This is a genomic window from Kitasatospora sp. NPDC087315, from assembly GCF_044744345.1.
GTDB lineage: Bacteria > Actinomycetota > Actinomycetes > Streptomycetales > Streptomycetaceae > Kitasatospora.
Genome location: NZ_JBIUYD010000021.1, coordinates 135,957 through 159,207 on the forward strand (window position 1 = coordinate 135,957; position 23,251 = coordinate 159,207).

Here is a 23,251-nt window from a genome sequence, read left to right on the forward strand (position 1 = left end):
TTGGGTTAGAACAAGCGCTGAGGCGTGCTGCGCCGTCTGCGGTGGGCGTCGAGGCTGGCCACCCCCTCGGGAAGCCGGGCCGGGGAGAGTGTCCGGCCGGAGCGCGTGCAGGTGGCGGCGTGTGGCATGAACCGCTTCTCATGGAGTGCCTGGGGCAGGTCTGCGGTGGGAACGCGGGAGCGCCAGGTGCCGGTGTGGTCGAGGCGGGCAACGACGTTGCCCTGGTCGTCGGGTTCGGGGTCGACGGCCTGGCGGCGGCCGGCGGCGGTGATGGTGGTGCGTACGGTCTGCTGGCAGAGGGGGCAGAGGGTGAGTCCGTGGCGGGAGACGGTGTTCATGCCGCGGTGGCGTTGTCGTCGACCGGGGGCAGGCTGTGCTGCAGACGGGCGTGGTCGAGCAGTTGGGCGAACTCGGCGGGGTGGCGGCCGATGAGGAGTTCGACAGCGGCGGCGTGCGCTTCGGCGGCGCGGCGGCGCCGGAGCGCGGCGGCCGCGTAGTCGCGGACCGTTCCAGGGCCGGCCTTTCCGGCCGGCGGGGCAGTCGGCTGGATGGAAAGCAGGGTGCGGGCTTCGGCCTGCTTGGCGGTGAGCAGGGCAAGGCGGGCCCGGGCGGCGCGGCGGCCGCCGATCGGCCCGGCGGCGGCGGTGGCCGCGGCGGTGCGCTGCTGCTTGAGGATGTGGAGCCAGGCCGGTACGCAGGCCGGGTCGCGCAGTGCGGCGGCGAGTTCGGGAACGAGGAGCTGTTCGACGTCCTTGAGGACCAGGTGCTGCTGTATGTCGCGGGGGCACTCGTTGAACCAGCGGACCAGGGCCTCGTGGTCGTACGGCCGGCCGTCGGGGCCGGTGGGGGCGGAGATGGCGCGCGGGGGCTTGGTGCTGATGTGCCACCAATCGCAGGCTCCGCAGAGGTAGGGGCGCTGGCGGCGATAGCCGAGGAGGATCGCGCGGGGGGTGGCGGCCTTCTCGGCGGTCTCTGCGGTGGCGTAGCGGTTCTTCTCGGGGTGGAGGGGGCACGGCTCGGCGGCCGTGATGGGGGTGTTCACCAGGGTTGCCTTCCGGGTACGGGTCGGCCCCCGCCGCGCTGGGATGGCGGGCGGGGGCCGGGTGGGATGGTGGGGTCAGCCGCGCTGCTGCATGGCGGCGGCCTCGACAGCGGCCCGGGCGTCGGCGGTGGCTTCGGCGACCACCTGCTGGGTCAGGTTGGCGACAACGGCCTTGATCGCGGCCTGGACGGCGATGTCTGCCATCAGTTCTCCCGGGAGGCGGGGGCGGGGGTGTACTTCTCGGCGCCGTTGGGAATGTAGCCGTGGCCGCCACAGTGGTTGCAGGCCTTGACCCCGGTCTCGGAGTTGATCAGGTCGGTCCAGAAGGTGAACTGCGCAGTCCAGTCGGCGAGGGCGTCGGCGTAGCTGTCGCCGTGTACCCAGGTGGGGACGGGGAGGACGAGCTTGCGCTTGACGGTTTCCTGGACGGTCTCGGGGCGCTTCAGCTTCTTGCCTCGCCAGTCGGTGGTCTTCTGGCGGGTGACGGGCCTGGCGAACGGAACGTCGATCTCGACCCGCAGATGCCCTTCAACGCCGTCGTACTGCGCGGTTGACCGACCGACGCCGAACAGGCTGGTGCGCTTCCGCTTGGCGTGGGCTTCGACAGCGTCGTAGAGGCCGCCGAGCTTGCCGGGCAGCCACCACCGGTACTCGGGGTAGTTGGTGAGCGAGGCGGGCAGGTCGACAACCCACCGGGGGTCGTCTTCGGCCGGGGGTGGGGCGCCCTCCAGCGTGCGCCACGGACCGGTGGTGAGGGTCTCGTGCTGCTTGGGCTGCTGCTCGTTGACCGGGTCGTAGAGGCGGTACATGACGTCGCCGAAGTCGTGCCTCATGTCGCTGTGCTGAGCCGGCGTGATGGTGGCGGGGAACTGCTTGGACTCGTCGGTCGGGTCGCTCAGCTGGTAGCCGATGGTCTTCGGGTACGGCGTCCAGTGGACGGTCAGCGGTCCGGTCACGGGCTGTTCGGCGGTCCACCAGTGGCGGAGGCCGGGGGTGGGGGTGAGCGGCTGGCCGTTGCTGGTCAGGGTGACGGTGTCGCCTGGGCGGTAGCGCTCCAGAAGGTGGTGCGGGATGTGGTGGAGGTAGTGGCCGTCGTCGGTGCGGATCGCGTAGTGCTCGCGCGGGTCGTTCTGGTTGTTCATCGGATCCTCGGAGTCGTGGGTGGTGCCGCCCTGGTCGGGCGGGACCGGGTGGTCAGGTGCTGGGGTCGGTGATGGTGCGGCCGGTGGCGCGGATGATCCGGGCGACTTCCTCCCACCCGTTGGCGGTCCACTCGGTGCCGTCGAGGAGTGCGTGGAGCTGGTCCATGGCGTCGTCGTTGCTGAGCGGCGGCAGCGGGGTGGTGATGATGGCGGCGATGGCGTTCCGGACGGCCTGGCAGGTCTCGGGGGACGGGTCGTCGTGTCCGGCGGCGATCGCGCGGGCGGCGTCGGTGATCAGTTGGTCGGTGGCCTGCTCGGCGCTGTGCACGATCTGTTCGGCGAGCAGGAAGTCCATGATTCGGGCGACGTTGATGGCGCGGTGGTACTCGCGGTAGCGGGGCTGGGGCCATCCGGCGGGGAGCTGGGGGCGGGTGCGGGGCAGGGTGAGCACGGTGTTCCTCTCGGTGGTGAGGGGGTGCCCGGCGGCCGAGAGGCCCCAGTGGGGGTGGGGTCTCGGGCGGCCCGGCCGCTGGGCGGGGAAGGGCCGCACCCCCTCGGGAGGGGATGGGGTGCGGCCCTGTCTGTGGGGTGTCAGGCGGCCCGGCCGGGCGTCAGCTCGTATGAGAGCTGGCTGAGCAGTGCGAGGTTGGTGTCCGGGTGGTTCTCGGTGGACGGGTAGATGGTCGTACCGGCGACGGCGACGCCGTGGTACTCGACGGCGATGATGCGCAGCAGTTCGATGGGGATGTTCCAGCCGTCGGAGAGGTCGGCCAGGATGGCGCGGATGCGCGGGAGGTGGGTTTCCAGTTCGGCCTGTGTGTCGGCGGTGAATTCGGTGCCGGGGACGATGGGGTTCTCCCAGGGGCTGCGGGGGCGGCTGACGTCGATGGCGCGGATGACCCAGTCGGTGCCGGGGCGGGCCGGTGCGGTGATGGTCATGGGGTCCTCTCGGGTGGTGCGGTGGTTCGTTGTCGGTAGCCCCGACTCTACTTAAACAGCATCCACTTTGCAAGTCATTTATCAGCGGTGCGGATGCCGCCCGCAGCGGCCACGGTGTCCAGCACCTCGGTGACGACCAGGTCCAGGCGCCCGCCCTTGACCGGCTTCCCCAGCTGCGCCTCCACCCCCAGCAGGTGGGTGTGGTCGTCGTCCGGCAGGACCCTGGCGTCCACCAGGCCGTCGATGGCGGCCTTCGCGCTCGGGTACCAGTTGTGGGGGTCGAGGCGGCCGGCCCGGCCAGGGTGGACGACGAAGGTGATCCGGGCCCGGCGCAGGGCCGGCACCTTGTGCTGGCGCGCGGTCCAGCCGGCGGCGTCCCGGATCGCCTTCGTCCTCCGGGCCTTCACCGCCCAGTGCAGCCGGTGGTTCCCGTTGAGCAGCACCAGATTGGGCGGCAGCCGGAGCACGAACACCCGGGCCTCAGGCGCGGCCGCGGTCACCAGGCGGCGCCGGCCGCGGGGCGGCGGGCCTCGGCGAGGGTGAGGACGGACACCGGGGACTGCTGGTGGCCGGGGCACTCGGCCGCGGCGAGCAGGCCGGCGGCAAGTGCGGCGCTGCTGGTAGCGGGGAAGGTGTGGAGCGCTCCGCAGGCGCCGGCGCGCAGCGCGGTGATGGCGTTGCGGCCGGCGGCGAGGTCGTGGGCGTCGAACTGGAGCCGCACGTCGTCGTCGCTGTACTGGGCGGTTCCGTCGGTGTGGCCGGTCCAGTTGCTGTGCGGGGCGTGCAGGCCGAGGGCGCCGGCCTGGAGCGCGGCGTAGGCGGCGACGGCTTCGGCGCGGCCGGTGTCGCGCCGGCCGGGGCTGGCCGGCGCGGTGAACCAGGGTGAGGCCGGCCCGGTGGCGGTGAGGAGCTGGGTGGTCACGGTGTACCTCCGGTGGTGGCGTTGTCGCGGGCGACGCGAATGATCGTGGCGGTGAGGGCGGCCCGGTCGGCCAGACGCTCGAACTGGTCGGGCCCGGCGGCGATGTGGCCCCAGGGACCGGACAGAGTGCCGGTGATGGTGCCGTCGTTGTGGCGCTTGATGTGGGTGCTGATGGGGTCGTCGGGGAACAGGACGGTGGTAGGTGCGTGCCGGTCGTCGGGCGTGGTGCCGGTGGCTGCGGTGTCCCAGTAGGCAACGGCGCAGGCGAGGCCTGCGGAGGCGGAGTTGAGGGCGCGGCGCAGGGTGCGGTGGGCTCGGGCCAGCGTGTGGTTCTGCATGGTCATCGGGGCTTTCTGGGCGGGGTGACGTGGGCCGGGAGCTGAGGGAGTGATTGCGCGGCAATCACCCCTGGCGGTCTCCGTCCTAGGTCTGGTGGTCAGAGGCCGTCGGCGATACGCAGCAGGCGGCCGATGACCTCGCTGTCGCTGGCGGTGTCGAGCCAGTGGGCGATGCGCTCGATCGGGTCGTTGATCGGAATGACGTGGGTGAGGCTGTTGGCGAGGGTGGTGATGGCGGGGCCGGTGCGCGGGTCGGCGAGCAGAAGGTCGCAGGCGTCGGCGCAGGCGTCGGCGGTGGCGGTGGTGAAGACGGGCGGAAGGTCGCCGGGGTGGACGGCGAGCCAGAGTGCGGCCATGGGGTCGAGGGCTCCGGCGGGTCCGGCACCGGCGAACGCCAGGGGCTCCCAGGGGTCGGGGTAGCCGTCGGGGGCGGCGAATCCGGTGTCGCCGCGCCAGATTCCCCGGTCGCGCAGCAGCGCGGCGGCGGCGGTCATGTCGGTGCGGACGGTGTCGGGCAGGGTGCTGGTGGGCATGGCGGGGTGTGCCTCCGGCCGGTGCGGCTATCGGTGCGGTGAGGGTGCGTGGAAGTGCGGCGGCCGGGCGCGCGGGGAGAGGGTGTCGACCGCAACCGCGCGCCCGGCCTGCTTGGGTCCGGCCCGGCCCCGGGAACCGGGGGGGGGAGGCTCGACCAGTGGCCGGGCCGGAGTCTGGGGCTACTCGCCGAACTGGCTGATGAAGCCGGGCATGCAGTCGGTGCAGCGGTAGCCGTCGGCAGTGCGGTGCAGGCTCACGCTGGCGGTGAGGACGGGGCAGTTCGCGTCGGTGCCCCGGCAACGGGCGAGGTCGGCCCCGGCGGGCAGGTCGATGCCGAGGATCTGGGCGCCGAGGACGGAGACCAGGCGGCGCTGGTAGATGTCCTGGACGCCGTACTCGGTGTCGAGAAGGTCAAGTATGTGGTCGATCTGGGTCTGCTGGTGGTCGGTCAGGTCGGTGTAGCGGGCGGTGTCGGGGCGCAGGTCGAGGGTGAGCATGCGGGGCCTCCCGGTGGTTTGTGGCTGGCTCGTTGTCGGTGATCCCATCCTGACATAAACAGCATCCACTTTGCAAGTCGTTTATGGCGTGGCCCGGACACGCGGAAGCCCCCACACCGTGTGGTGCGGGGGCTTCCCGGGAACGCGGCCGCCGGCGGCCTACCTCTTCATGCACGCGTCCCGGTGGACCTCCAGCATGTCGGACAGGGAGTAGAGGGCCGCCCGGGGCTGTCCCCAGTTCGTCACCTGGTACCGGGCGGCCCACCGCCACAGGGTGGTCGGGCTCACCGGGTTGCCGCACTGGGAGATGAACGCAGCGATCGTCTTGAGGTCGAACAGATCGGTCGGCCGCCGAACGGGCATGCCGGGGACCGGGGCGGGTTCCAGCGCTGTGGACATGTGGGACTTCCTCTGTCGGCGGCGGCCGGCCGGGTCACAGCACCGGGGCGGCTCACAAGGGGGGCGTAGGGGTACGCCGGGCGGAACGGGGGCCGATCAGCGCGTCAGCGCGCAGCCTTCAGCGGCACGCGCCGCTCACGGGCCACGGCGAGCTGCGCCACAGTCCAACTGCGCGGGGCGCCGTCCTCGGTGCCGGCGGCGCAGTGCCGGTTGATGCACGACGCCCGGCTGATCGAGCTGACCCAGACCAGGCCGACGGTGCGGCACTCGGGGCAGGGCTCCCGGCGCACCACCATGGTGTTGCCCATGTACAGCTCGCTCTCGACCGAGTTGCGCCACGCCATGGCGGCCATGTAGGTCTGCCAGTCGACGCCGAGTTCGGCGGCGCGGCGCATCGCCTCCTGGTAGGCGCTGGAGCGGTCGGCCGGCATCGGGGCGGACTCGTCGCCCGCGGCCTCGCGGGCGCGGGCGATGAAGCCTGAGACGGCGTTGTCGCAATTCGCGATGTGCTGGAGGAGCCTGACGTTCACCGGTGCGCTGCCCCCGCCGGTACCGGCCCCGCCGCTGCCGGACCGCGGGCCCTGGCTGCGCTCCAGCCACTCCGGGCTGTCCAGCTCGTCCAGGAGCTTCGCCGGGTTCGGTACCCGGCCCGCCGGCCGCCGTCGTGTCGTCATCGTGTCTGCGCCCCCTGCCTCGACCGCTGCCCCCGGGGGCCCGGGACGCCGTCTATGCCGTACGTCAGGCCGGGGGCGTAGCGGAATGATCACGTCCAGGCATATGCCGGGCTTCATGATGACAGACGGACCTGAGGATGAGGAGGTTTCAGACTAAACAACCTCAGCGCCGCGCCGTATCCGAACGGATCGTCAGAGCTGGTCAGGTGCCTGGATCGCCTCGATCAGCATGCCCTTCAGGTACGCGGCGGAGGTGGGCGGCACCTGGCCTTCAGCTTCGGCGCCGTCCAGGAGGAGAGCGAACGTCGCCAGTGCGATGCGGTGGGGGTCCGCGGTGCCGATGTCCCTGAGCGTCCGGCCCTGCTGGGCGTAGATCTGCTCCCAGAACTGAGCGGCGGTGCCATGGTCGGTGCCAGCGGGCCGGTCGGACCTTCTGCGGAAGGGGGTGACCGTGCCGAGGTCGCGGTCTGATGGTGCAGCCTGGCCGGCCATGGGAGTCTCCTCGTCCGTCCGGCATCAAGGGGGGAAGTCGCTCTGTGCCGCCGGTGAGCGCTGAGCCGGTGGCTAGCGTCGCAAAGAACTGCCTGGTAGCGCTACACCCACCCAGTTAAATGGCGCACAAGTGACCCTCCACCGCCCCCGCGGTGGCTCACCGTAGCTATGGAGATGCCCCCGCACCAGGTGGAGGTTCAATGTTTCCGACAACGAACCAACCACAGATGCGGGGGCATTGAGAGTGTCCCCACGAGCCACGAGCTGCCGCCATGAAGGGGCAGAGAGATTCGCAGAACACCGCGAGTGTAACCCAAACTCATTTCACGCAGTACCCAGTCCCTGCGGCCGGCCCGGGCTGCCATATACCGTCGGTATACGGCAGCTTTCGTTCCCTCGAGGCCGGCCGCGTATACCGTCGGTATATGAGCGTGGTCAGGCTGCCTGGGGTGCCCGGCGCGGGTAGCCGAGGACGTCAGCCACCCGCTCGAAGTCGTCCAGGGCCGGCGACATCGGAGCGTGGAAGCGCAACGGCTTCTGCTTGAAAAAGACCTCCTTCGCCTTCTGCTCGTACCGGACAATGGGCAGCAGCTTGGACGCCCAGTCGGGGTCGTCCCTCACGTGGCGAACTGCGTCGTCCGCGATGGCGCTCTTCTGGCGGTTGACGATGTCGTCGTCGCTGACGTAGACGCTGGTGACCAGGATGTGCTTGACCTCGGTGACACAGCCGAACCGGCGGAACTTCCGACGAGCGGTCTCAATGTCCTTCTCGACATCCATGAGACCGACGATGTACTTGTACTCGTCGTTGAGGCAGCCCACCCAGTGCTCGAAAGCAAGCATGATCGACGCCTGAAGAACACCGGCGGTCGGACCGCAGTCGACGAGGTCGATGAAGCCCTCGTCCTCAGGAAGTTCGTCGCGGAGGTTGGCGAGCCACAGGTTGCCGGCGGGGGCCGCGCCCAGCGTGACCTCCGCGTCGGACAGCTCCTTGGTACCGTGGACGAGGTAGAGGTTCGGGATCTCCCGGAACGCCTTGTCGGTGTCACCCGCGGCGATGCGGTAGCGGGCAGGGACGGTGGCCTCGGCAAGGGAGGCTTTGCCGAGCAGGACGTGGAAGATGGTCTTCTGGCCGCGGGCCGGTTCGCCGTAACCGAGGATGTAGGACAGGCCTCGCTGGGGGTCGAGGTCCCACATGCGGACCTTGAAACCGCGGCGGGCCAGGACGATTCCGAGGTTCAGCACGGCGTGGGTCTTCCCGGCGCCACCGGAGCGGACGCAGAAGGCCAGGGCGTCCGGGTGGCCTTTCTCGTTGTCGTACTCCTGGATGGTGGCGAGGTCTTCGAGAGGGCCGGTCATGGACTCGGCAAGGTTACGGATATGGGCGGTCTCGGACACGGGTAGGCCTCCGCGGTGGTGATGGGTCCGCACCGGGGAGGCCGTATACCGTCGGTATATCTCAGGCGGTAACGCCGAGCCTGCCGTGTTCCCAGTCGGTGAACCGGTAGCCGTTCTCTCGCAGGAACTCGAGGTGCGCGCGGTCGCGGGCGTCCCAGGTGCGGTGTGGGGCAGAAACGCGGATCTCGGCGGCGGCCAGTGCCACGGCGAGAGCGGCGCGTGTGGTCAGCGTACCGCTTCCAGAGTCAAGTACCGCTGCAAGATAGGGGATTGGGTCGTCAATGTCGGGCCCGGCAATGTGGTCGCGCAGCCACTGGTGTGCACGTTCCAGCGCGGCGTAGGAGGTGGGGTCGAGCAGTGCGGGGGTCATGAGCCGGATGGTCTGGCGGGGGTTGTCGAGGTCTCCGGCGGCCACGATCACGCGGCAGGTCTCGTCCCGGCGGGCAGCTGCGTCCTCTTCCAGAGTCGGTTCGGCTGCCGGCTGTTCGGTCAGGGTGCCATGGTCCAGCTGCTCCTGGTCATGGCGTTTTTCATTCTGCGCGGCCGGTGACTGTCCGGTCGGTGGGTGGGTGTTGGGGCGTTCTGGGGGCGTGCTTTCGTTCTCGGGCGCCCCCTGGCTGGTCTTGTTCTCGTCGCGTGGGGAGGGAAGCGACGCTGGTCGATGGGGCTGCTGCGACTGCCGGGCCGGCTTCTCGTTCGGGTCTGCGGATCTGGTGTCTCGATCGGCCAGGACCCGTGCAACGGCAGCGCCGACCTTCAGCCCGTCTTCGCCCTTCATGAGGTTCCAGGCCTTCACGATGTCGCGCTGCCAGACCTTCACGTCCGTGTGCTTGAGCTTCGTCCGGAGCGTGTCCGCGTTCGTGGCATTGAGTTCTCCCCTGGCCACGGCTTCCTGGACCTCGTACGGAAGGAACAGCAGGCTGACGCGCCGGGAGATGTGGGCTTGCCTACGGCCTACCTCCTTGGCCACGGCATTCTGGTCCAGGCCGTCGTCCAGCAGCGCCTGGTAGGCCTCGGCCTCCTCGATGGGGTTGAGGTTGACGCGCTGCATGTTCTCCGGCAAGCCGAGGATCCTGGCGCGCTTGATGAGCGGCGCTTTCACCTGGCACGGGGCAAACTCCTCGCCGACCTCGCGGAGTGCGAGGCTGCGGCGGTGGCCCATGAGGATGACCACTTTCTGTGCGAGGTCGCCGGTGATTGCAGCCTCAGCGGTGGTCAGCTTCTCCAGTTCCCTGGGACGCTCGGAGAGCCGGTCGTTCCAGTACTCAAAGAACTCATCGGCCGGCGCCGTAACGATCACCTGAAGCAGGCCAGACTCGCCGTCATCCTCCTGCTTACCAGCCCTGATCGAGTCGGCGAGTTCGGTGATCTTGTCGTGCTCATAGAGCTTGCGGGGGTTAAACGGGTTCGGGATCAGGTCGTCCAGGGGGATGTCCTGAATCTCGCTCGCCTCGCCCCACATGCTCTTCTTGGTACGGCGGAAGGTGCCGCCGGGTCCGGAGGCGCCAGCGCCCATGTGGATCTCCAGGGGGTGTTTCGTGTAACGGGGGGACTCTCTCGGGATGCACCCTAACCGGCGGAAACCCGCGGTTGGCACGAGGAGCCCGGATATACCGTCGGTATACGGGCTCGGGCAAGGGGCTGTGCGAAGGCGTCAACCGGCGGGGGTCGACGTGTCCAGCAGCCGTATACCGACGGTATATGACCGCGTCAGGGACCGGTTCCCGGGGGCTCCCGTATACCGTCGGTATACGGGGCTGGCGATCCGAAAGCTGCTCTCCGATCCCGTATACCGACGGTATACGGGATCGGGCCAGCCCGTTGCTCAGACGACATTCTGTCAGCTCGGCCCGGTCTGCGTGTGGGTCTCACGAATGTGTCGGTCCAGAATCTTGCGTTCGACAGCGGCCCGGTAGGCATCCGCGAGCTGGCCGGCTGCCAGGTGCTGGTTCTGGCTGAGCCACCCGGTGGCGTGGAGAAGGCAGGCGTCTACGGCGATGGTGGTGGGGCGGCGGTGGTGGTGGGCAACGGGGTCCTTCTGGTCAGGCCGCCTGGGTGGCGGTGGGGAACAGGGGGCGGGGTCGCCGGAGTCGGGTGGTGGTTCGGCGGTACGCGGGACGGTGTGGGCTCACCACGGTCGGCCGATCAACTTCTCCGCCTCGGAGGCCTCGCTGTCCGACGCGTGCCAGTTCTCCGGCCGTGCACCGTCGAGTTCCCAGCCGTCCAGCCAGCCCCGGTGTACGGAGTTCGGTTCGGTGTCGAGGCCGCGGAACTTGGCGTCGGCGGCAGCCCACCGAGCAAATGCGGCGGTTGCAGCCAGCTCCTCCGTGGTAGGGCGCGGGTCGCAGTTCCGGCAGAGCTCGCCGGGGTTGGCGGGGCGGCCGCACGTGCCGTCCTGACCTTCGCACTCGGGGTGGATGACTCGGGCCTCAGCCTCCACGACCGTACGGTTGGCGGCCTCGGTACTGCTGTGCCGGGGACCGATCTCATTGAGCCACCACGAGCTGCTCCGACCGTCCTCGAGGGTCGTGGGGTCGGCAGGTTGGGGCTGGGGCACGGGTCCGGCGGCGGCTGCGCGCAGGCGGCCGGCGACCACTGCGCCGATGCTCGTGGTGATCTCTGCCGGATGGGGCAACGGGCGGCCGGCCAGCAGGGCATCAACCTGCCCTGCCAGCCAGCCGGCGGCCAGGAGGCCGTCGACGACCAGGCCCTGGTGCTCCAGGACCACCCCCGTGACCTGGGTCCAGCGCGGGTCGGTCATGGCGAGCCTGGCACAGACCGAGCCGAGCAACCGGGTGCCCTCGGTGATCCGCATGGGCTTCGGCCCGGTCGTGGTGTCCGGCTTGGAAGGTGCAGGTGTGGAGACGGTTCCGTCCGTTTCGGCCGCTACCTCCCGCACCTTCTGAACGGACAGTTCCCCAAGCAGCGTCGAGGGGTGAGCGTTCTGTCCCGGCAGAACAGGACGCTGGTCCTGACCTGCGGCGATCTGGTGTTTGTGCAGGTCAGAGCCATAGTTGATCTTGAAAGGTCCATCCGGCAGAAAGGGACGCCGGTCGAGACCTGCAAAAGTGCCGTCAGGAAGAACGGTGCTGCCTTCTTCCGTCGAGGGGAACCCGGCCCGGGCCGTGGCCACAGCAGCCACTATCGGAACGATGCACCACCGGCTCAGCCCCATCTTGCCGCCGTCGCGCAGCTGCTCCGAGGTCAGCACGCCGGCACGCCGCATCCGGGCGACAGCCTTGCGGGTACCGGAGGAGGAGAGGCCCCAGAGGCCGCCCAGCACGTGCTGGGTGCCGAAGAAGACGCCGTCGGTGTACTCGGCGGCGGCCAGGAGCAGGCGCCACCGGTCGTCCGGGCTGAGTCCGCTCACGTCGGGGTCGGACAGCAGCGCGACCGTCCAACGGGTCAGAACCGCGCACTGGGAGGCCGTCATGCGCCGGGCGACACCGCGGGCTGCGGCGTCGGTGATCGGGCGGACCGCGACCCGGTAGACGGACAGCGAGCCGTCGGCGCGGCGGGTCCGGCCGCTGTTGCGGAGGAAGCCCATTCCGGTGACCCGGGTGAGGTAGTCGCCGGCGGTCTCGGCATCCACGCCCAGGAGCGCGCCGACGCGGTTGAGCCCCGGGGTGGCGTAGCCGGTGCGGTTGGCGTGGGCCACGTAGAGATGCGCGGTCAGCCGCTCCCCGCCGCCGAGCCGGGCGAGGTATGGGTGAGCGTTGACGTACCGGACCATCGTGCGGACCTGGGCAGCCTGGTCCGGGCCGAGCGAGAGGGCGGGCAGACCGCTGTCGGCCTCCGCCTGGGCGACCCGGGCACGGGCCCGCTCCAGAGCGGCCTGCGTCGCGGCCGCCGAGCCGCGAGGCGCCCGTGCCGGGGAAGGCGGGTGCGTGCCGTGGTCGGAAATGTCCCCCGAGAGGGTGGAGATTCGGTCGACATCCGGGATTTGGCCGGACTCGAGCTGACAAACGGCATGCGGATCCTGCATCATGAACGTCGTTCCTTCGTCGCGTACGAGGGCACGCAAAAGGCCGCCCTCGGCGTCGGCTCCTGATTTCGATCTAGGAGGCCGCTCTGGTGGGTGGTTCCTGGTGGGAACCGAGAAGGACCCGCTCCGTGGTTGGAGCGGTGAGCGTTGTCCCGCGAACCGGAGTGGAATCCGGGATGCGGGCCCTAGCCGGCGGATGGACTGGGCAGAGGCGGGAACCTCAGCTCAGGAACGCCGGCAGTGACATGGCGGCCGTTGTGTCGGGTGCGGGAAACACCCGGGAACGGCGCGGGCGGTGGGAAGTCCCCCGGGAAGGGGATCGAGGACACCGCCCCTGAGACTCAGCTCAAGGCGACCGACCCCCTAGGGGAATCGGAGCGGGCAACGAACCGGTCCGGAAACGCGCGGAGCGCGACATCGGAGCGGACACCTGGGGGAGACGAAGAACCGGCGGGGAAACCTGCCGTGCGGCCTCAGACATGGCGCGACCCACCCGGCCGGCGCAGCGTGGTCATGCGCAGGGGGTGGGTCGTCTTGTGCCCCTCGGGGGGTACACGGGTACCATCAATCACGTCGAGACCATTCTCTGGTAGGTCTTGGCGCCTTCCGCCCCGAGTTCCTCCCCAGCGCCGGCAAGCAAACTGGGATCCGAGGACTCGGGGTTTTGGCGTTCCTGTGCTCTTGTCTGTGAGGCCGTCAAGATCATCGATCTATGGCCGGGTATCACACTACCGCCCATGATGCTCCCGTGGCGACTCATCAGCCCCGGTGCGCCGGATCTCTATCCACAGGGATGAGTCCGATCATCATCCGATGACGTGATGGTCCGTCTGACGACCCGAAACCGATATTAACGGGCCCGGTTCCGGATAGCCACCCTTTCACCGACCGGCCTCTCACCTGCGGGAACGGGCCCCACCCCGCCCCGCTCAACCCTGCTGGGCCGCACCCTTTTGACCACCCGGCACCGGCCGGCGGCCGAAACCCGGACGGCGCCTGGCCGCGCCCCCGATCGAACTGATCTTCTTCCCTGGGCTCCTGATCGCTCACCCGCTCGACTCCCGGCCCCCGCGCGCGCCCTGCTTCCGGCCCGCCCGCGCCGCTGCAGCCGCCGGAACACACCTCTCGCACCGGCAACCACGGTTGACGTACGTGCTCTCCGTCCCGTGCTTCACCGGCTGCATGCGGGTGCTCCGGCCTGCCCGCACCGCCACCGTCAGGGCATCCCGGAACCTCCGGTTCTGACGGCGCAGCCGGTACACCGGCGACAACGACAGCCCGAGCTCGGCGGCGGCCGCCTTCACCCCCGTCCCGCCGGCGACTGCCTCCAGCAACTGCGTAATGCGCTCCTCGTCGTCCATGGTGAGCAGCGGGGGCCGACCGCGGCGGGTGTTCAGCACGGCGGCCTCCCAGCGGCCGGGTCGCCGAACAGCGCGGCCGCGCCGAGCGCCCTGCCGGCCTTACGGGCCATCACGTCGTAGCCGGCCGCACGCAGCTGCTCCGCGACGGCCGCGAACTCGCCCGGGTTCCAGCCGCCGCCGCGCCACCGGCGGGCGGCCGAGGCAGTGGCCGCCGAGGCCCCAGCGAGGAAGTAGGCGGCGTCACGTTCCGGCCCCGGCGGCAGGTCGGGCAGCAGCAGGTCGAGCAGGCCGTCCAGGCCCCGGGCCTGCTCGGTGAGGCCAAGGGTCAGCAGGCCTTCCAGGACCTGGGCGGTGCCGGTGACCAACCGCGCCCCGGTGGAGTCCGCGGCGGCCACCGTCCGGGTGCTCACGCGGCCCGGGCCAGGTTCGTGCGCGACACCGTCGTCACCTCGGCGATCCGGGCGAGCACCTCGGGAATGTGCTCGTACCCGAGGTCGGGTATGCCCGCGCGTTCGGCGAGCGCCCGGTACATCGAACAGGTCGAGCTGTACGAGCTGCCGAGCAACGCGGTGGCCGCGCGGAGGTCACCGCCGGTGGCACGCAGTGCGGCAACCAGCTCCACCTGGAAGGCGGTGCGCACCACGGTGCCGTCCGGCTCCGCCAGTTCGTTGGCCAGACCCTGCTCCCGGGCGGTATCTGCCGCCTTCTCGGCGTCCCGCTGGCAGTGTCCAGCCCGGGCGAGTTTGCGGCGGGCCTTCTGGCGGTCGTCCTCGGTGAGGCCGCCCCAGACACCGCCCGTCTCGCCGAACTCGATCGCGTACGCGGCGCAGGGCTTGCGGACCGGGCAGCCGGTGCAGCCACGCTTGGCGGCGATGATGTCGTTGGCCTTGTCGGAGAGCCACTTGTCCGGGTCGATCCCGTCGTCGGTGGGTGCGCAGGAGCGGTTGGCATAGCCGTCCGCCCTGGTCAGCGTGTCCCAGGCGATGAGACGGGCCCGGGCGGCCTTCTGTGCCTTCGTCATGGACTTCTGCTTCTTGGGCATGGGTGCTTCCCCCCTTTCCGGGGTCAGGAGCCGGGAGACCGGCGAGAGAGGTGGTGAGCGGTTACTGCGGTCTCGAACCGGGCAGTGAGCGCGTCAGCGCGGGCGGCGGCCACGCCGCGGCGGGCGCGGTGCAGGCCCAGCCAGCCGGCGGTGAGCGCGGCGAGGGCGATGAGGGCAGGGAGGGTATTGCGGCGCACGGCGGCGCTCCCGGGGAACGGTGTGCCCGGCCGGACAGTGTCGTCCGGCCGGGCACGGCGGGGTGGTGGTGCTGGCCCGGGCCCCCTCCAAAGGGGCCTGGGCGTCCGGGGTGAAGACGGGCCCGGTCCCGAAGGGGGGTGTCAGGCTGGGGTGTCGGCGAACAGCATGTTCGCCTTCAGTTCGGCCTGGCGGTCCTGAAGGAGATCCCGCAGTACCCGCATCCGGCCGTCCTCGCAGAGCAGCGACAGGTCAAGGACGTTCGTCTTGATGGCATGGGCCCATGCCTCCGCGACCCGCAGCTGCGTGTCCCAGGCGTCGGGCCTGCGCAGGATGGCGACGGCGGCGGCCAGGGCCAGGCGGGCGGGTTCGGTCTCGCCGACGGTGTCGATCTCCTCGGGGATGCTGGTCGGTCCGTCCCGGCCCGGCCGCCGCTCACGGCCACCATCTCCGTCGCTAACCGGGGTGGTGGAAACGGGACGCGGCGCCGGGGGCGGGACAGGCACGGAGGCCTCGGGCGGTGCGGGGGGCGCGAAGCGGCGGGCCTGCGTCTCGGCAGCCCGGGCAGCCTCCAGCCTGCGCTGCGCGAGGACACCGAGCGGGATCGGATCCCCGTGGTTCTCGGCGAGCCCGTTGCCCTGGCGCGGCATCACGTTGAACGCGGCCATGCCGTGCGCCCGAGTATCGGCGATCCGGCCCCGCAGCCGCTCCAGATCCGCCACCGTCGCCTCCTGGTTGTACACCGTGGTGTAGAACTCCGACAGCGGGGCGCAGTCGATCCCGTCGACCGCCCACTCGGCGATCTGCCGGCCGACCTCCCTGGCCGGCCGCTCGCCGAACTTGAGGATCTGCCCGTCCAGCGCACGGACTCGGCTCTTGGCCACCACAGCGTGATGATCGGTGCCAGGCAGCAGGCTCAGCGCCACATCGAACGGCGCCTCCACGCCCTGGCGCTGGTCGAGCTTCAGCCCGTGGCGGCGCGGCACCGCCCGGCCGGAGGCCGTCTCCTCCAGCACGGTCTCCGTGACCGTGCCTACGGTGACGATGACGTGGCCAGGGAACGCGAGAAGCGCCTCCGTCATCATCCGCTCGCGGGGCCGGACCGCGTTCCATCCGGCCGAGCTGCCCGGCCGGGGCTGCTTGGCGCGCGCGGCCGCCTGGTCGGCCTTGGCCGTCTCGGCGTCGACCAGTTCCAGCAGACCGCCCGACCCGGACCAGAACGCGCTGAACGAGTCGACGAGCACCACATCGCAGCCAGCAGTGCCGAACTCATACAGAGCCATGCACAGGTTCTCGGGAGCGAACGACGTCAACTCGATGATGCCGAAGTCGAATCCGTCGCCGTCTTCTCCGGCGTAGCGCAGCGACGCGCCGCCGTTGGTATCGATCACGCCGATCAGGCCCGTGGTGGTGGCCAGGCCGGTGGCCAGGTCGAGCGCGGTCCAGGTCTGGCCGGACCCGGACGGGCCGTCGACCATGATGCGCGCCGGGCGTGCCTGCTTCAGTGCGCGGCGCAGCTGGTTGCCCAGCAGGGTGTGCGGAATCAGGGCCCCCGCGTTGACGGGGGCCCCGGTGGCCGTTGCAGCCATGGGGACACTCTCTCCTATGCGATTGTTCGGGGGCGGAGACGTCGGGCCCGGTTGTCGGTGGTCAGGCGCCGGATCCCCGCGGTGGTGCGGCTACCCGGCGTCCTCGTCCTCGTCGGCCAGGCCCAGGTAGTTCTCGCGTAGGTACTGCTCGGCGACCGTGGACGGGTTGATCTTGAACCCGACCTGCTCCTTGATCAGGTCGCACTTGGTGACCAGCGCCTCCCAGTACTCGTCGGACTCCCACTGGACCAGGCGCGCTTTGCTGGCGCCGGTGCCGCGCTGGGCCCGCCTGGCCGGCCGCATCACGAGCTCGCCGGCCATGAACTTGTCCCAGCCCTTGCGGATGTGGTCCGCGAGGGATAGGCCGTCGTCGTCCGCCTCGACCTTCTGCTGTGCCAGCTGCTTGATCTCGGCGTCGAGGTAGACGGAGCGGCCGGCTGTCACATTCGGTCGGATGTCGCGGTGCGGCTTGGTGGTGCGGCGGACGGACGACGGCTGGTCCGGGTCGCGGGGCAGGGGCACGGTGAGGAGTCCTCTCGGAGGTCCGCGCCTGTCCCTGCGGGACGGCGCGAGTACTGCGGTCGACATCCCCCAGTCTCCTATCCGTGAGCGGCCCCGGCCCATGCGGGTGCGGTGGTCGGCGGCCGGCCGGTTCGTCCGGCAAGCACGACTCTCACATAAAAGGCATCCACTTTGCAAGTCATTTATGGTAGGTTGTGGGAACACGCCGCCCCCGGGAACAACAAAAGGCCGCGCCCACAAAGGGGCTACGGCCTGGGCGGAGTTGCGACTATCGCACTACGCGTGCAGCGTAACCGAATCCCGTTTCATCACGCCACCCCCGTTTGGCCCAGCCCGAACACCGCACACCCCGGCCGCCACTGGTCCACGAACGGAGCACTCCAAGATGAACACCACCACCATCCCGACCGCCACCCCCGACAGCGAACGCCAGCGCATCACCCTCAACCTGCACGACTACCCCGTAGAGCAGATCCAGGGCAACGCCGTCGAGCCGATACGCCTCACCATCACCCACAACCAGATGGAGCGCTCCGCCCTCCCCCACACCGTCACCACCGTGCTCACCGCCTACTACAAGGGCACCCAGCAGAAGAACACCTTCGACCTGGAGCCCGCCGAACTGCCCGGGTGGGCCCGCGAGCTCGTCCACGAGCACACCCCCACCTGGTGGACCAAGTGACCCTCACCGATCCCGCTTCCGGCAGCCAGCACCCTGTCCACCGGATCCTGATTGCCGGCCTCGCCTGGCTCTACGACACCGAACAGCCCGACGGCGCGATCCTCCAGCACCACGGCACCACGCTCGGCACCCACGACAACCGCCACTACACCGTCACCCCCACCGGTGCCATGAACCTGCCCGTCTTCGTGGTCGACATCGTCGATATGGACTTCGACTTTGAGCGTTCGGAGCCGGGGCCGCGCAACGTCCTCGCCGCCGGCGAACTCGCCGCCCTCGCCGACACCCTGGCCGCGTTCGGCGCCGAGGTCCGCACCACCTGGAACGGCACCGGCGTCACCGGCAGCATCGGCCTGCGCCGTCCAGCCCACCCCACCCTGACCGCCGCCGTCGACCGTTACCACGCCCGATGCCCCACCCACCACAACGTCTTCTGCAGCGACCAGGGCTGTACCTGGTACACCGACGGCCACGTCCTCATCAACCACCCCACCCCGACCGCACCGGAGAACCCGTGAACCTGCGCAACATCTTCCTCGACACCGAGTTCGTCACCACCCTCCCGGGCCCCGAGGGACTTCTCTCCATCGCCCTCACCGACGAACACGGCCACGACTACTACGCCGTCAACGCCGACGCGGACTTCACCACCGCCCGCACCAACCCCTGGCTCACCGCGAACGTCCTGCCGCACCTGCCCCTCACCCCCGACGGCGATCTCGACCACACCCACCCCGACGTCAAGCCCCGCACTCAGATAGCCCGCGAGACCGCCCTCTACCTGCGCCACGACAACGGCGACGCCCACCTGCACGCCTGGTACGCCGCTCAGGATGTCGTACGGCTCCACCAGCTCTGGGACAACGACTGGGACTACATGCCCGCATACGTCCCCCGCTGGGCCACCGACATCCAGACCCTCATCCACCTCGCGGGCAACCCCCCGCTCCTGCCCGCCCAGACCACCCCCGAACACCACGCCCTCAACGACGCCCGCTACAACCGCGAACTGCACACCTTCGCCGTCCACGAGCTCCGCCACGGCATCCGCCTCTGACTACCCGCATCGCTGCCGGGCACCCCACAGCGCCCGGCGCCCGCCCCCCAAGGAGCGCCACCACCGTGCCCCAGCCCACCCACCCAGGCCGCGGCGACATCGCCGACTGTTTCGAGAACCTGCTCACCACGAAGGAGACCCCCATGCCCGACCAGACCCCCGCCCAGATCGCCTACCAGGCCTACGGCGACACCACTGGCGGCCTCAACCACCTCGGCAAGCCGATGCCCGCCTGGGACGACCTGCCCGACACCATCCGCACCGCCTGGGCCGCCGCAGCCACCGCGGCCGCCCAGCACGGCATCCTCGTCTCCGACCCTGAATACCCCGCCACCCTGGCCGGCGGACACGCTCTGATCCTCCAGTACGGCGACTGCGAGTTCATCACCTCCTGCCAGTGCGGCCACGACATCGCCACCCACCGCCCCGACCAACTCGACCTCAACGCCATCGCCACTGCCTGGGAACACCACGTCATCCCCAGCTGAGCACCACCACAACACCACGCGGCGCCGCCCGGGCCATTCCGGTCGGCGCCGCATCGAAGGGGGGAACCACCATGCACACCACCACCGTTCGCGAACGCGCGCTGAAGACCGCACTCACCGCACTCGCCGAACCTGGCAACCCGGGCCCGGCCGACGACTACGGCCACGGCCTCGAGGCGGCCAAGGCCGCCATCTTGGAGGCCCTCACCGACCACCCCGACCCCGAACGCTCCCTACGCAACTGGGCCGCCCGGTCCCCGGCCTGGCAAGGCCACGGCCACCAGGCCGGCTACGCCCACATCCAGCAGGAGACCCGCCTCATCCTCGACGGCGACCAGGACACCGTCCTCGACTACCTCACCCCCAACCCCGACGACCTGGCCGCACTCGCCCGCGCCGACCCCCACTACCGCGGCCTGTTCGAGCCCGATACCCCCGAGCAGCACGCCGCCCTGGTCGCCGCAGGCCTCGCCGACCCCGCACCCCACCGGACCGCGTCCAGCCCCTGGACCAGGCCGCTCGCCATCACCGCGATCGGCCGGGCGCTGCTCCAGCACCACAGCCTGACCTAGGATCACGGCCGTGACCAGCACGGAGCAGCCGGCCCTGCCCGGCACCGGAGTCCAGCGGCGCACCGCCCCGCTCGTCCGGTGCCGGGAGTGTCACCGCCCTCTGCGCGCCCCCGAATCCCGCTGGAAACGCCTCGGCCCCCACTGCGCCACCGCCCCCGACCGCACGATGCGCTACGACATCGACCAGGACCCGATCCCCGGAACCTGAGACAGCCCGGCATCGCGACCGATATGGTGGGCGGGTGGGCCGTGTGTGAGGGCCCGAGTCCCGCCGTACGGCCCCGCGAACGGGCGGCACAGCGGCCAAGGTGGTAGGAGCGGCACCGGCGCAGCCGGGCGTACTCCCGCACCGCACACGACGTCAGCTCAACCTGGTTCACCACCCCCTGCTCGCTGAGTCCATCGCGCGCCGGGGGGTCGGGTCGCGGGACCGTACCCCCCGTTGATCGTGCGCGCTGAAAGAGACCGCGATGCCCAAGCACAACCGTTCCCAGAAGAAGGCCGCCAAGCGGCGCATGGACAACACCGGCATGCGGCGGGCGGCGGCCGCAGGCGGCACGGGCCACCACCACAAGGGCCCCGACCTCACCATGCTGAAGACCATCCCGCACGCGGCCGGACGGCCGGTCAACACCCGCCTGGCCGCCGCCTTGGTTGCCGCGTGCCGGGCCGGCTGCCAGCCCTGCCAGGCCTCCGCGATCCCCAAGCTGGCCGCCGACCGGCCGACCGTCGCAGCACTCGCCGGCGCCGCGTTCGACAACCCGCTCACCCGCCTGGCCAGCGGCCCCGGCACGTTCACTTCCGAGCCCATCAGGGCCTGGTGGGCCGCGGCGCGCGGCGCCGGCAGTGACCCGGACTGCCAGGAACACGCCCGCGCAGGCCTCGACCTGCTGGAGAAGATGACCGAGGCCCAGGTCACCGAGCTGCTGAACGACGTCCTCGACCACTGGGCCGCAGGTGCCGAGCCCGACGACGAGCAGAGCGCGCCCGGCATCCAGCTGGTCACCCTGGAAGACCTCGGCATCGACCCGGCCGACCCCGAACCCGCTGGCGGCACCTACGGCGTGACGCTCACCCAAATCGTCCTGCCCGGCCAGCCGCCGCTGCCGATGCTCACCCTCTACCCCCAATCCGCGGCCGCCGGCCTGGAAGACCTGCGCCGCCGCACCGGCTGGAAGGCCTGGGACGAGAGCCGCCTCCCAGCCATGGACATCAGCTGGCGCGCGCGCCTGGACATCGCCACCCGCTCGTTGGAAGAGCTCGTGCGCGTCGACGCCGAGGGCTGGGACGAGGAGGTGCTGTGGCAGGCCGCCGAGCGGGTTTGCCTGCCCGACAACTGGTGGGACCTGATCGACCGCACGGAACACATCCTGGTCGCCGGACCCGGGGCCCCCGATGACGGCAGCCTCGATGCTGGCGCCATTGCCACGATCGCCCGTGCGAGGTTCATGTGAGCCGGCGTCGCCGTCTGGTGCCCATGCCCGCCGCGGACCGGATCGAGCCGCACACTGCGGCGGTTCGACTAGTGCGGGCGAACGCTCTGGACCAGGTATCCCACCACCACCGCGGTGGGACCGACCTGCCGCCGGCCAACTGGACGATGTACCGGGAGCTCACCGCCGCGCTGGAGAGCTGGCAGGCCGCGGGAACGCTGCCGGAGGACTCGCTGGCGCTGACCGAGTGGCTGGCGGTCGAGCTGACCGCCTACATCCTCCTGCAGTTGGACCAGGACCACGCCCGGCTCCACCGCTGGCTGCTCGACCACGGTGAGGGGGTCCGCCAGGCCCAGCAGCACCAGCACCCGGCCGGGCCGACGACGGTGGAGATCCTGTCTGCCGTCGCCGCCGACGCCGCTGCCCGCTCCGACCAGCCTGCCGCGGCCGAACGCCTGGTCCGTATCGCGGTGCCGTATCTGAGCTACCTGCGTCCGGGCCGCGAGGTCGAGGACGCCCGCGAGGTCGCTCTGACCCTCGGGCAGTGGGCAGGCGCGAACCTGGCCGGGCTGACCGTCTTCGGCGGCGACCGTGTTCACGCCTATCTCAACCACCGTGCCGCCGCCCGCAACGCCCACCCCCAGCTGCCGACCGACGGGAGCCGACCGTGACCACCACCCCCACCCAGCAGACCAGCACCGACGAGTCCGACACCGCACACCTGCGCGCCGGCCGCCGCATCACCCTGGAGGAGATCACCGGCCACATCTCCTCCGCCGCCGTCCTCCTCAACCAGGTCGCCTACGCCGCCGAAACCCCTGACGTGCCGGTCGAACTTGCCGACCTCATCGAGGACCTGCGCCGCACCGCCGAATCCTTGTCCAAGGAAGCCGGGACCGTGCAACGCCTCGCCGCTGCCGTCGCCGGCGACATCCCCCTTGCGGCCACGTTCGACGACGGCCGCGGCTGGGGCGCGGCTGCCCGGTCCGAGACCCGCCCGGCCGGCCCGAGGGACTACCCACCCGCCGTAATTCCCACCTACAAGCAGTTGCTCCACCTCGCCAACCGCGGACGCCCGGTCCCCGCCGACCACCCAATGGCACGCTGGCTACGCACCGAGACCACCACGTTTCCCGAAGCCATGGAGGGCGTGTACTTCGTGGAGTCGAAGGTTGCCGCTGCACGCCGAGCCGTCGAACGGACCGCAGCGATCGCCGACGAGGTGCTGACGATCCTCTGCCCACGCGTCGAGTGCGGAGCCGACAACGGCAATCCGTGTCGCACCAGCACAGGCCGGACCAGCGAGCAGCCGCACAAGCCCCGCCTGGACGAGGCAACCCGCCGAGTGGACGAACGCCTGGACACCCTCGGTCCGAACGCTGCGGGGGCCCGCCATGTCTGACGCCCGCCCCCGGCGGCGTGAACACCCCGCCCCGTTGCCCGGCATCGCCCGCGTGCGCATCACCGGCGACGACCAGGCCGTAGACACCGTCACCCGCCTGCTCGCTGAGCGCTTCACCACCACTGCGCCCTCCCACTATCCCGGCGGTCGCGCCTACCTCGAAGTCGACACCCGCACCATCACCCCGGAAACTCACGATGCCTGAGACCACCATCCAGCCCGTGCCCCGTACCGTCGCCTTCCAGCTGGTACGCCACCCCCTGACCCGGGCTGCCAAGAGCTGACGGCCCCGGCAGGAAGGCCTGCCGGGGCCGAAGCGGCGTTCTCGGCGCCACCCACAACCTACCGCCCGCCACCGACAACTACCCCACCGACGGTCAGAGAACGGCCCTTGATCTGTGGCTATGTCCCATGTGAGGTCTGAACCGGGGCCTTGGTGGAAGCAAGGCCAGCGCGGGTCAAGGGCGATGGCCCGATCCCGCGCACCTCCACAGTCCAGACCCGTTCGTTCACCGGGATGAGGCTCGTCACCCGTGCCCACCCGTC

General features: G+C 70.5%; 32 protein-coding genes. 10 read left to right on the forward strand and 22 right to left on the reverse strand.

Annotation, left to right across the window (positions count from 1 at the left end; genetic code table 11):
* Positions 1-5 precede the first annotated feature (5 nt).
* The 22 genes from ACIO5D_RS27845 to ACIO5D_RS27950 all read right to left on the reverse strand — a co-directional run bounded on the left by ACIO5D_RS27845 (position 6) and on the right by ACIO5D_RS27950 (position 17,071).
* A complete protein-coding gene (locus ACIO5D_RS27845) occupies positions 6-338 on the reverse strand; it encodes a hypothetical protein (protein WP_400798426.1) in 333 nt (110 codons plus the stop codon).
* Positions 335-1,042 (reverse strand): hypothetical protein, encoded by a 708-nt coding sequence (locus tag ACIO5D_RS27850; protein ID WP_400798423.1) that lies wholly within the window; start codon positions 1,040-1,042, stop codon positions 335-337. Before ACIO5D_RS27850 ends, ACIO5D_RS27845 begins: the two co-directional genes overlap by 4 nt.
* 75 nt (positions 1,043-1,117) lie before the next feature.
* Positions 1,118-1,246 (reverse strand): hypothetical protein, encoded by a 129-nt coding sequence (locus ACIO5D_RS27855; protein ID WP_400798420.1) that lies wholly within the window; start codon positions 1,244-1,246, stop codon positions 1,118-1,120.
* Positions 1,246-2,184 (reverse strand): hypothetical protein, encoded by a 939-nt coding sequence (locus tag ACIO5D_RS27860; RefSeq protein ID WP_400798417.1) that lies wholly within the window; start codon positions 2,182-2,184, stop codon positions 1,246-1,248. Before ACIO5D_RS27860 ends, ACIO5D_RS27855 begins: the two co-directional genes overlap by 1 nt.
* A gap of 52 nt (positions 2,185-2,236) precedes the next feature.
* Positions 2,237-2,635, reverse strand: a complete 399-nt coding sequence (locus ACIO5D_RS27865; RefSeq protein ID WP_400798414.1) for a hypothetical protein — start codon at positions 2,633-2,635, stop codon at positions 2,237-2,239.
* Between the two features lie 140 nt (positions 2,636-2,775).
* Positions 2,776-3,123, reverse strand: a complete 348-nt coding sequence (locus ACIO5D_RS27870; RefSeq protein WP_400798411.1) for a hypothetical protein — start codon at positions 3,121-3,123, stop codon at positions 2,776-2,778.
* A 74-nt stretch (positions 3,124-3,197) separates the two neighbouring features.
* Positions 3,198-3,623, reverse strand: a complete 426-nt coding sequence (locus tag ACIO5D_RS27875) for a hypothetical protein (protein WP_400798408.1) — start codon at positions 3,621-3,623, stop codon at positions 3,198-3,200.
* On the reverse strand, positions 3,620-4,045 hold the full coding sequence (locus ACIO5D_RS27880) for a hypothetical protein (protein ID WP_400798405.1): 426 nt from the start codon (positions 4,043-4,045) through the stop codon (positions 3,620-3,622). The genes ACIO5D_RS27875 and ACIO5D_RS27880 overlap by 4 nt, the downstream gene beginning before the upstream one ends.
* Complete coding sequence (locus ACIO5D_RS27885) at positions 4,042-4,389, reverse strand: hypothetical protein (protein WP_400798402.1); 348 nt, start codon at positions 4,387-4,389, stop codon at positions 4,042-4,044. The genes ACIO5D_RS27880 and ACIO5D_RS27885 overlap by 4 nt, the downstream gene beginning before the upstream one ends.
* A 92-nt stretch (positions 4,390-4,481) precedes the next feature.
* Positions 4,482-4,916 (reverse strand): hypothetical protein, encoded by a 435-nt coding sequence (locus ACIO5D_RS27890; protein WP_400798400.1) that lies wholly within the window; start codon positions 4,914-4,916, stop codon positions 4,482-4,484.
* Between the two features lie 180 nt (positions 4,917-5,096).
* Complete coding sequence (locus tag ACIO5D_RS27895; RefSeq protein ID WP_400798397.1) at positions 5,097-5,414, reverse strand: hypothetical protein; 318 nt, start codon at positions 5,412-5,414, stop codon at positions 5,097-5,099.
* Between the two features lie 159 nt (positions 5,415-5,573).
* Positions 5,574-5,813: a hypothetical protein gene (locus tag ACIO5D_RS27900; protein WP_400798394.1), complete on the reverse strand. Its 240-nt coding sequence runs from the start codon at positions 5,811-5,813 to the stop codon at positions 5,574-5,576.
* A 104-nt stretch (positions 5,814-5,917) separates the two neighbouring features.
* A complete protein-coding gene (locus tag ACIO5D_RS27905; RefSeq protein ID WP_400798391.1) occupies positions 5,918-6,487 on the reverse strand; it encodes a hypothetical protein in 570 nt (189 codons plus the stop codon).
* Between the two features lie 192 nt (positions 6,488-6,679).
* Entirely contained in the window at positions 6,680-6,979 is a 300-nt protein-coding gene (locus tag ACIO5D_RS27910) for a hypothetical protein (RefSeq protein WP_400798388.1), read from the reverse strand.
* A 435-nt stretch (positions 6,980-7,414) separates the two neighbouring features.
* The gene (locus tag ACIO5D_RS27915) at positions 7,415-8,338 is read right to left on the reverse strand and encodes a ParA family protein (protein WP_400798385.1); all 924 of its coding nucleotides are present in this window, start codon (positions 8,336-8,338) and stop codon (positions 7,415-7,417) included.
* A gap of 100 nt (positions 8,339-8,438) precedes the next feature.
* Positions 8,439-9,893 carry a ParB/RepB/Spo0J family partition protein gene (locus tag ACIO5D_RS27920; RefSeq protein ID WP_400798382.1) on the reverse strand — a complete coding sequence of 485 codons (1,455 nt, stop codon included), beginning with the start codon at positions 9,891-9,893 and terminating at the stop codon, positions 8,439-8,441.
* A gap of 612 nt (positions 9,894-10,505) precedes the next feature.
* Positions 10,506-12,365 carry a hypothetical protein gene (locus ACIO5D_RS27925; protein ID WP_400798379.1) on the reverse strand — a complete coding sequence of 620 codons (1,860 nt, stop codon included), beginning with the start codon at positions 12,363-12,365 and terminating at the stop codon, positions 10,506-10,508.
* A 1,043-nt stretch (positions 12,366-13,408) separates the two neighbouring features.
* Positions 13,409-13,762: a hypothetical protein gene (locus ACIO5D_RS27930; RefSeq protein ID WP_400798376.1), complete on the reverse strand. Its 354-nt coding sequence runs from the start codon at positions 13,760-13,762 to the stop codon at positions 13,409-13,411.
* A complete protein-coding gene (locus tag ACIO5D_RS27935; protein ID WP_400798373.1) occupies positions 13,756-14,133 on the reverse strand; it encodes a hypothetical protein in 378 nt (125 codons plus the stop codon). Before ACIO5D_RS27935 ends, ACIO5D_RS27930 begins: the two co-directional genes overlap by 7 nt.
* The gene (locus ACIO5D_RS27940; RefSeq protein WP_400798370.1) at positions 14,130-14,765 is read right to left on the reverse strand and encodes a WhiB family transcriptional regulator; all 636 of its coding nucleotides are present in this window, start codon (positions 14,763-14,765) and stop codon (positions 14,130-14,132) included. Before ACIO5D_RS27940 ends, ACIO5D_RS27935 begins: the two co-directional genes overlap by 4 nt.
* A gap of 338 nt (positions 14,766-15,103) precedes the next feature.
* Positions 15,104-16,549: an AAA family ATPase gene (locus ACIO5D_RS27945; protein WP_400798367.1), complete on the reverse strand. Its 1,446-nt coding sequence runs from the start codon at positions 16,547-16,549 to the stop codon at positions 15,104-15,106.
* A 90-nt stretch (positions 16,550-16,639) separates the two neighbouring features.
* Positions 16,640-17,071, reverse strand: coding sequence for a hypothetical protein (locus ACIO5D_RS27950; RefSeq protein WP_400798364.1), 432 nt, complete (start codon positions 17,069-17,071; stop codon positions 16,640-16,642).
* A gap of 385 nt (positions 17,072-17,456) precedes the next feature.
* Here ACIO5D_RS27950 and ACIO5D_RS27955 point away from each other — a divergent pair, with 385 nt between their 5' ends.
* The 10 genes from ACIO5D_RS27955 (at position 17,457) to ACIO5D_RS28000 (ending at position 22,910) form a co-directional block, all read left to right on the forward strand.
* Positions 17,457-17,753, forward strand: coding sequence for a hypothetical protein (locus ACIO5D_RS27955; RefSeq protein WP_400798361.1), 297 nt, complete (start codon positions 17,457-17,459; stop codon positions 17,751-17,753).
* A complete protein-coding gene (locus tag ACIO5D_RS27960) occupies positions 17,741-18,271 on the forward strand; it encodes a hypothetical protein (RefSeq protein ID WP_400798358.1) in 531 nt (176 codons plus the stop codon). The genes ACIO5D_RS27955 and ACIO5D_RS27960 overlap by 13 nt, the downstream gene beginning before the upstream one ends.
* The gene (locus ACIO5D_RS27965; protein WP_400798355.1) at positions 18,268-18,810 is read left to right on the forward strand and encodes a hypothetical protein; all 543 of its coding nucleotides are present in this window, start codon (positions 18,268-18,270) and stop codon (positions 18,808-18,810) included. The genes ACIO5D_RS27960 and ACIO5D_RS27965 overlap by 4 nt, the downstream gene beginning before the upstream one ends.
* A gap of 65 nt (positions 18,811-18,875) precedes the next feature.
* Positions 18,876-19,298: a hypothetical protein gene (locus tag ACIO5D_RS27970; RefSeq protein WP_400798353.1), complete on the forward strand. Its 423-nt coding sequence runs from the start codon at positions 18,876-18,878 to the stop codon at positions 19,296-19,298.
* 71 nt (positions 19,299-19,369) lie between these two features.
* Positions 19,370-19,870: a hypothetical protein gene (locus ACIO5D_RS27975; RefSeq protein ID WP_400798350.1), complete on the forward strand. Its 501-nt coding sequence runs from the start codon at positions 19,370-19,372 to the stop codon at positions 19,868-19,870.
* 10 nt (positions 19,871-19,880) lie between these two features.
* Positions 19,881-20,078 (forward strand): DUF6011 domain-containing protein, encoded by a 198-nt coding sequence (locus ACIO5D_RS27980; protein WP_400798347.1) that lies wholly within the window; start codon positions 19,881-19,883, stop codon positions 20,076-20,078.
* 262 nt (positions 20,079-20,340) lie between these two features.
* A complete protein-coding gene (locus ACIO5D_RS27985; protein ID WP_400798345.1) occupies positions 20,341-21,324 on the forward strand; it encodes a hypothetical protein in 984 nt (327 codons plus the stop codon).
* A gap of 23 nt (positions 21,325-21,347) precedes the next feature.
* The gene (locus tag ACIO5D_RS27990) at positions 21,348-21,974 is read left to right on the forward strand and encodes a hypothetical protein (RefSeq protein WP_400798342.1); all 627 of its coding nucleotides are present in this window, start codon (positions 21,348-21,350) and stop codon (positions 21,972-21,974) included.
* A complete protein-coding gene (locus ACIO5D_RS27995; protein WP_400798340.1) occupies positions 21,971-22,705 on the forward strand; it encodes a hypothetical protein in 735 nt (244 codons plus the stop codon). The genes ACIO5D_RS27990 and ACIO5D_RS27995 overlap by 4 nt, the downstream gene beginning before the upstream one ends.
* A gap of 34 nt (positions 22,706-22,739) precedes the next feature.
* Positions 22,740-22,910: a hypothetical protein gene (locus ACIO5D_RS28000; protein WP_400798337.1), complete on the forward strand. Its 171-nt coding sequence runs from the start codon at positions 22,740-22,742 to the stop codon at positions 22,908-22,910.
* The last annotated feature ends 341 nt before the right edge of the window (positions 22,911-23,251 follow it).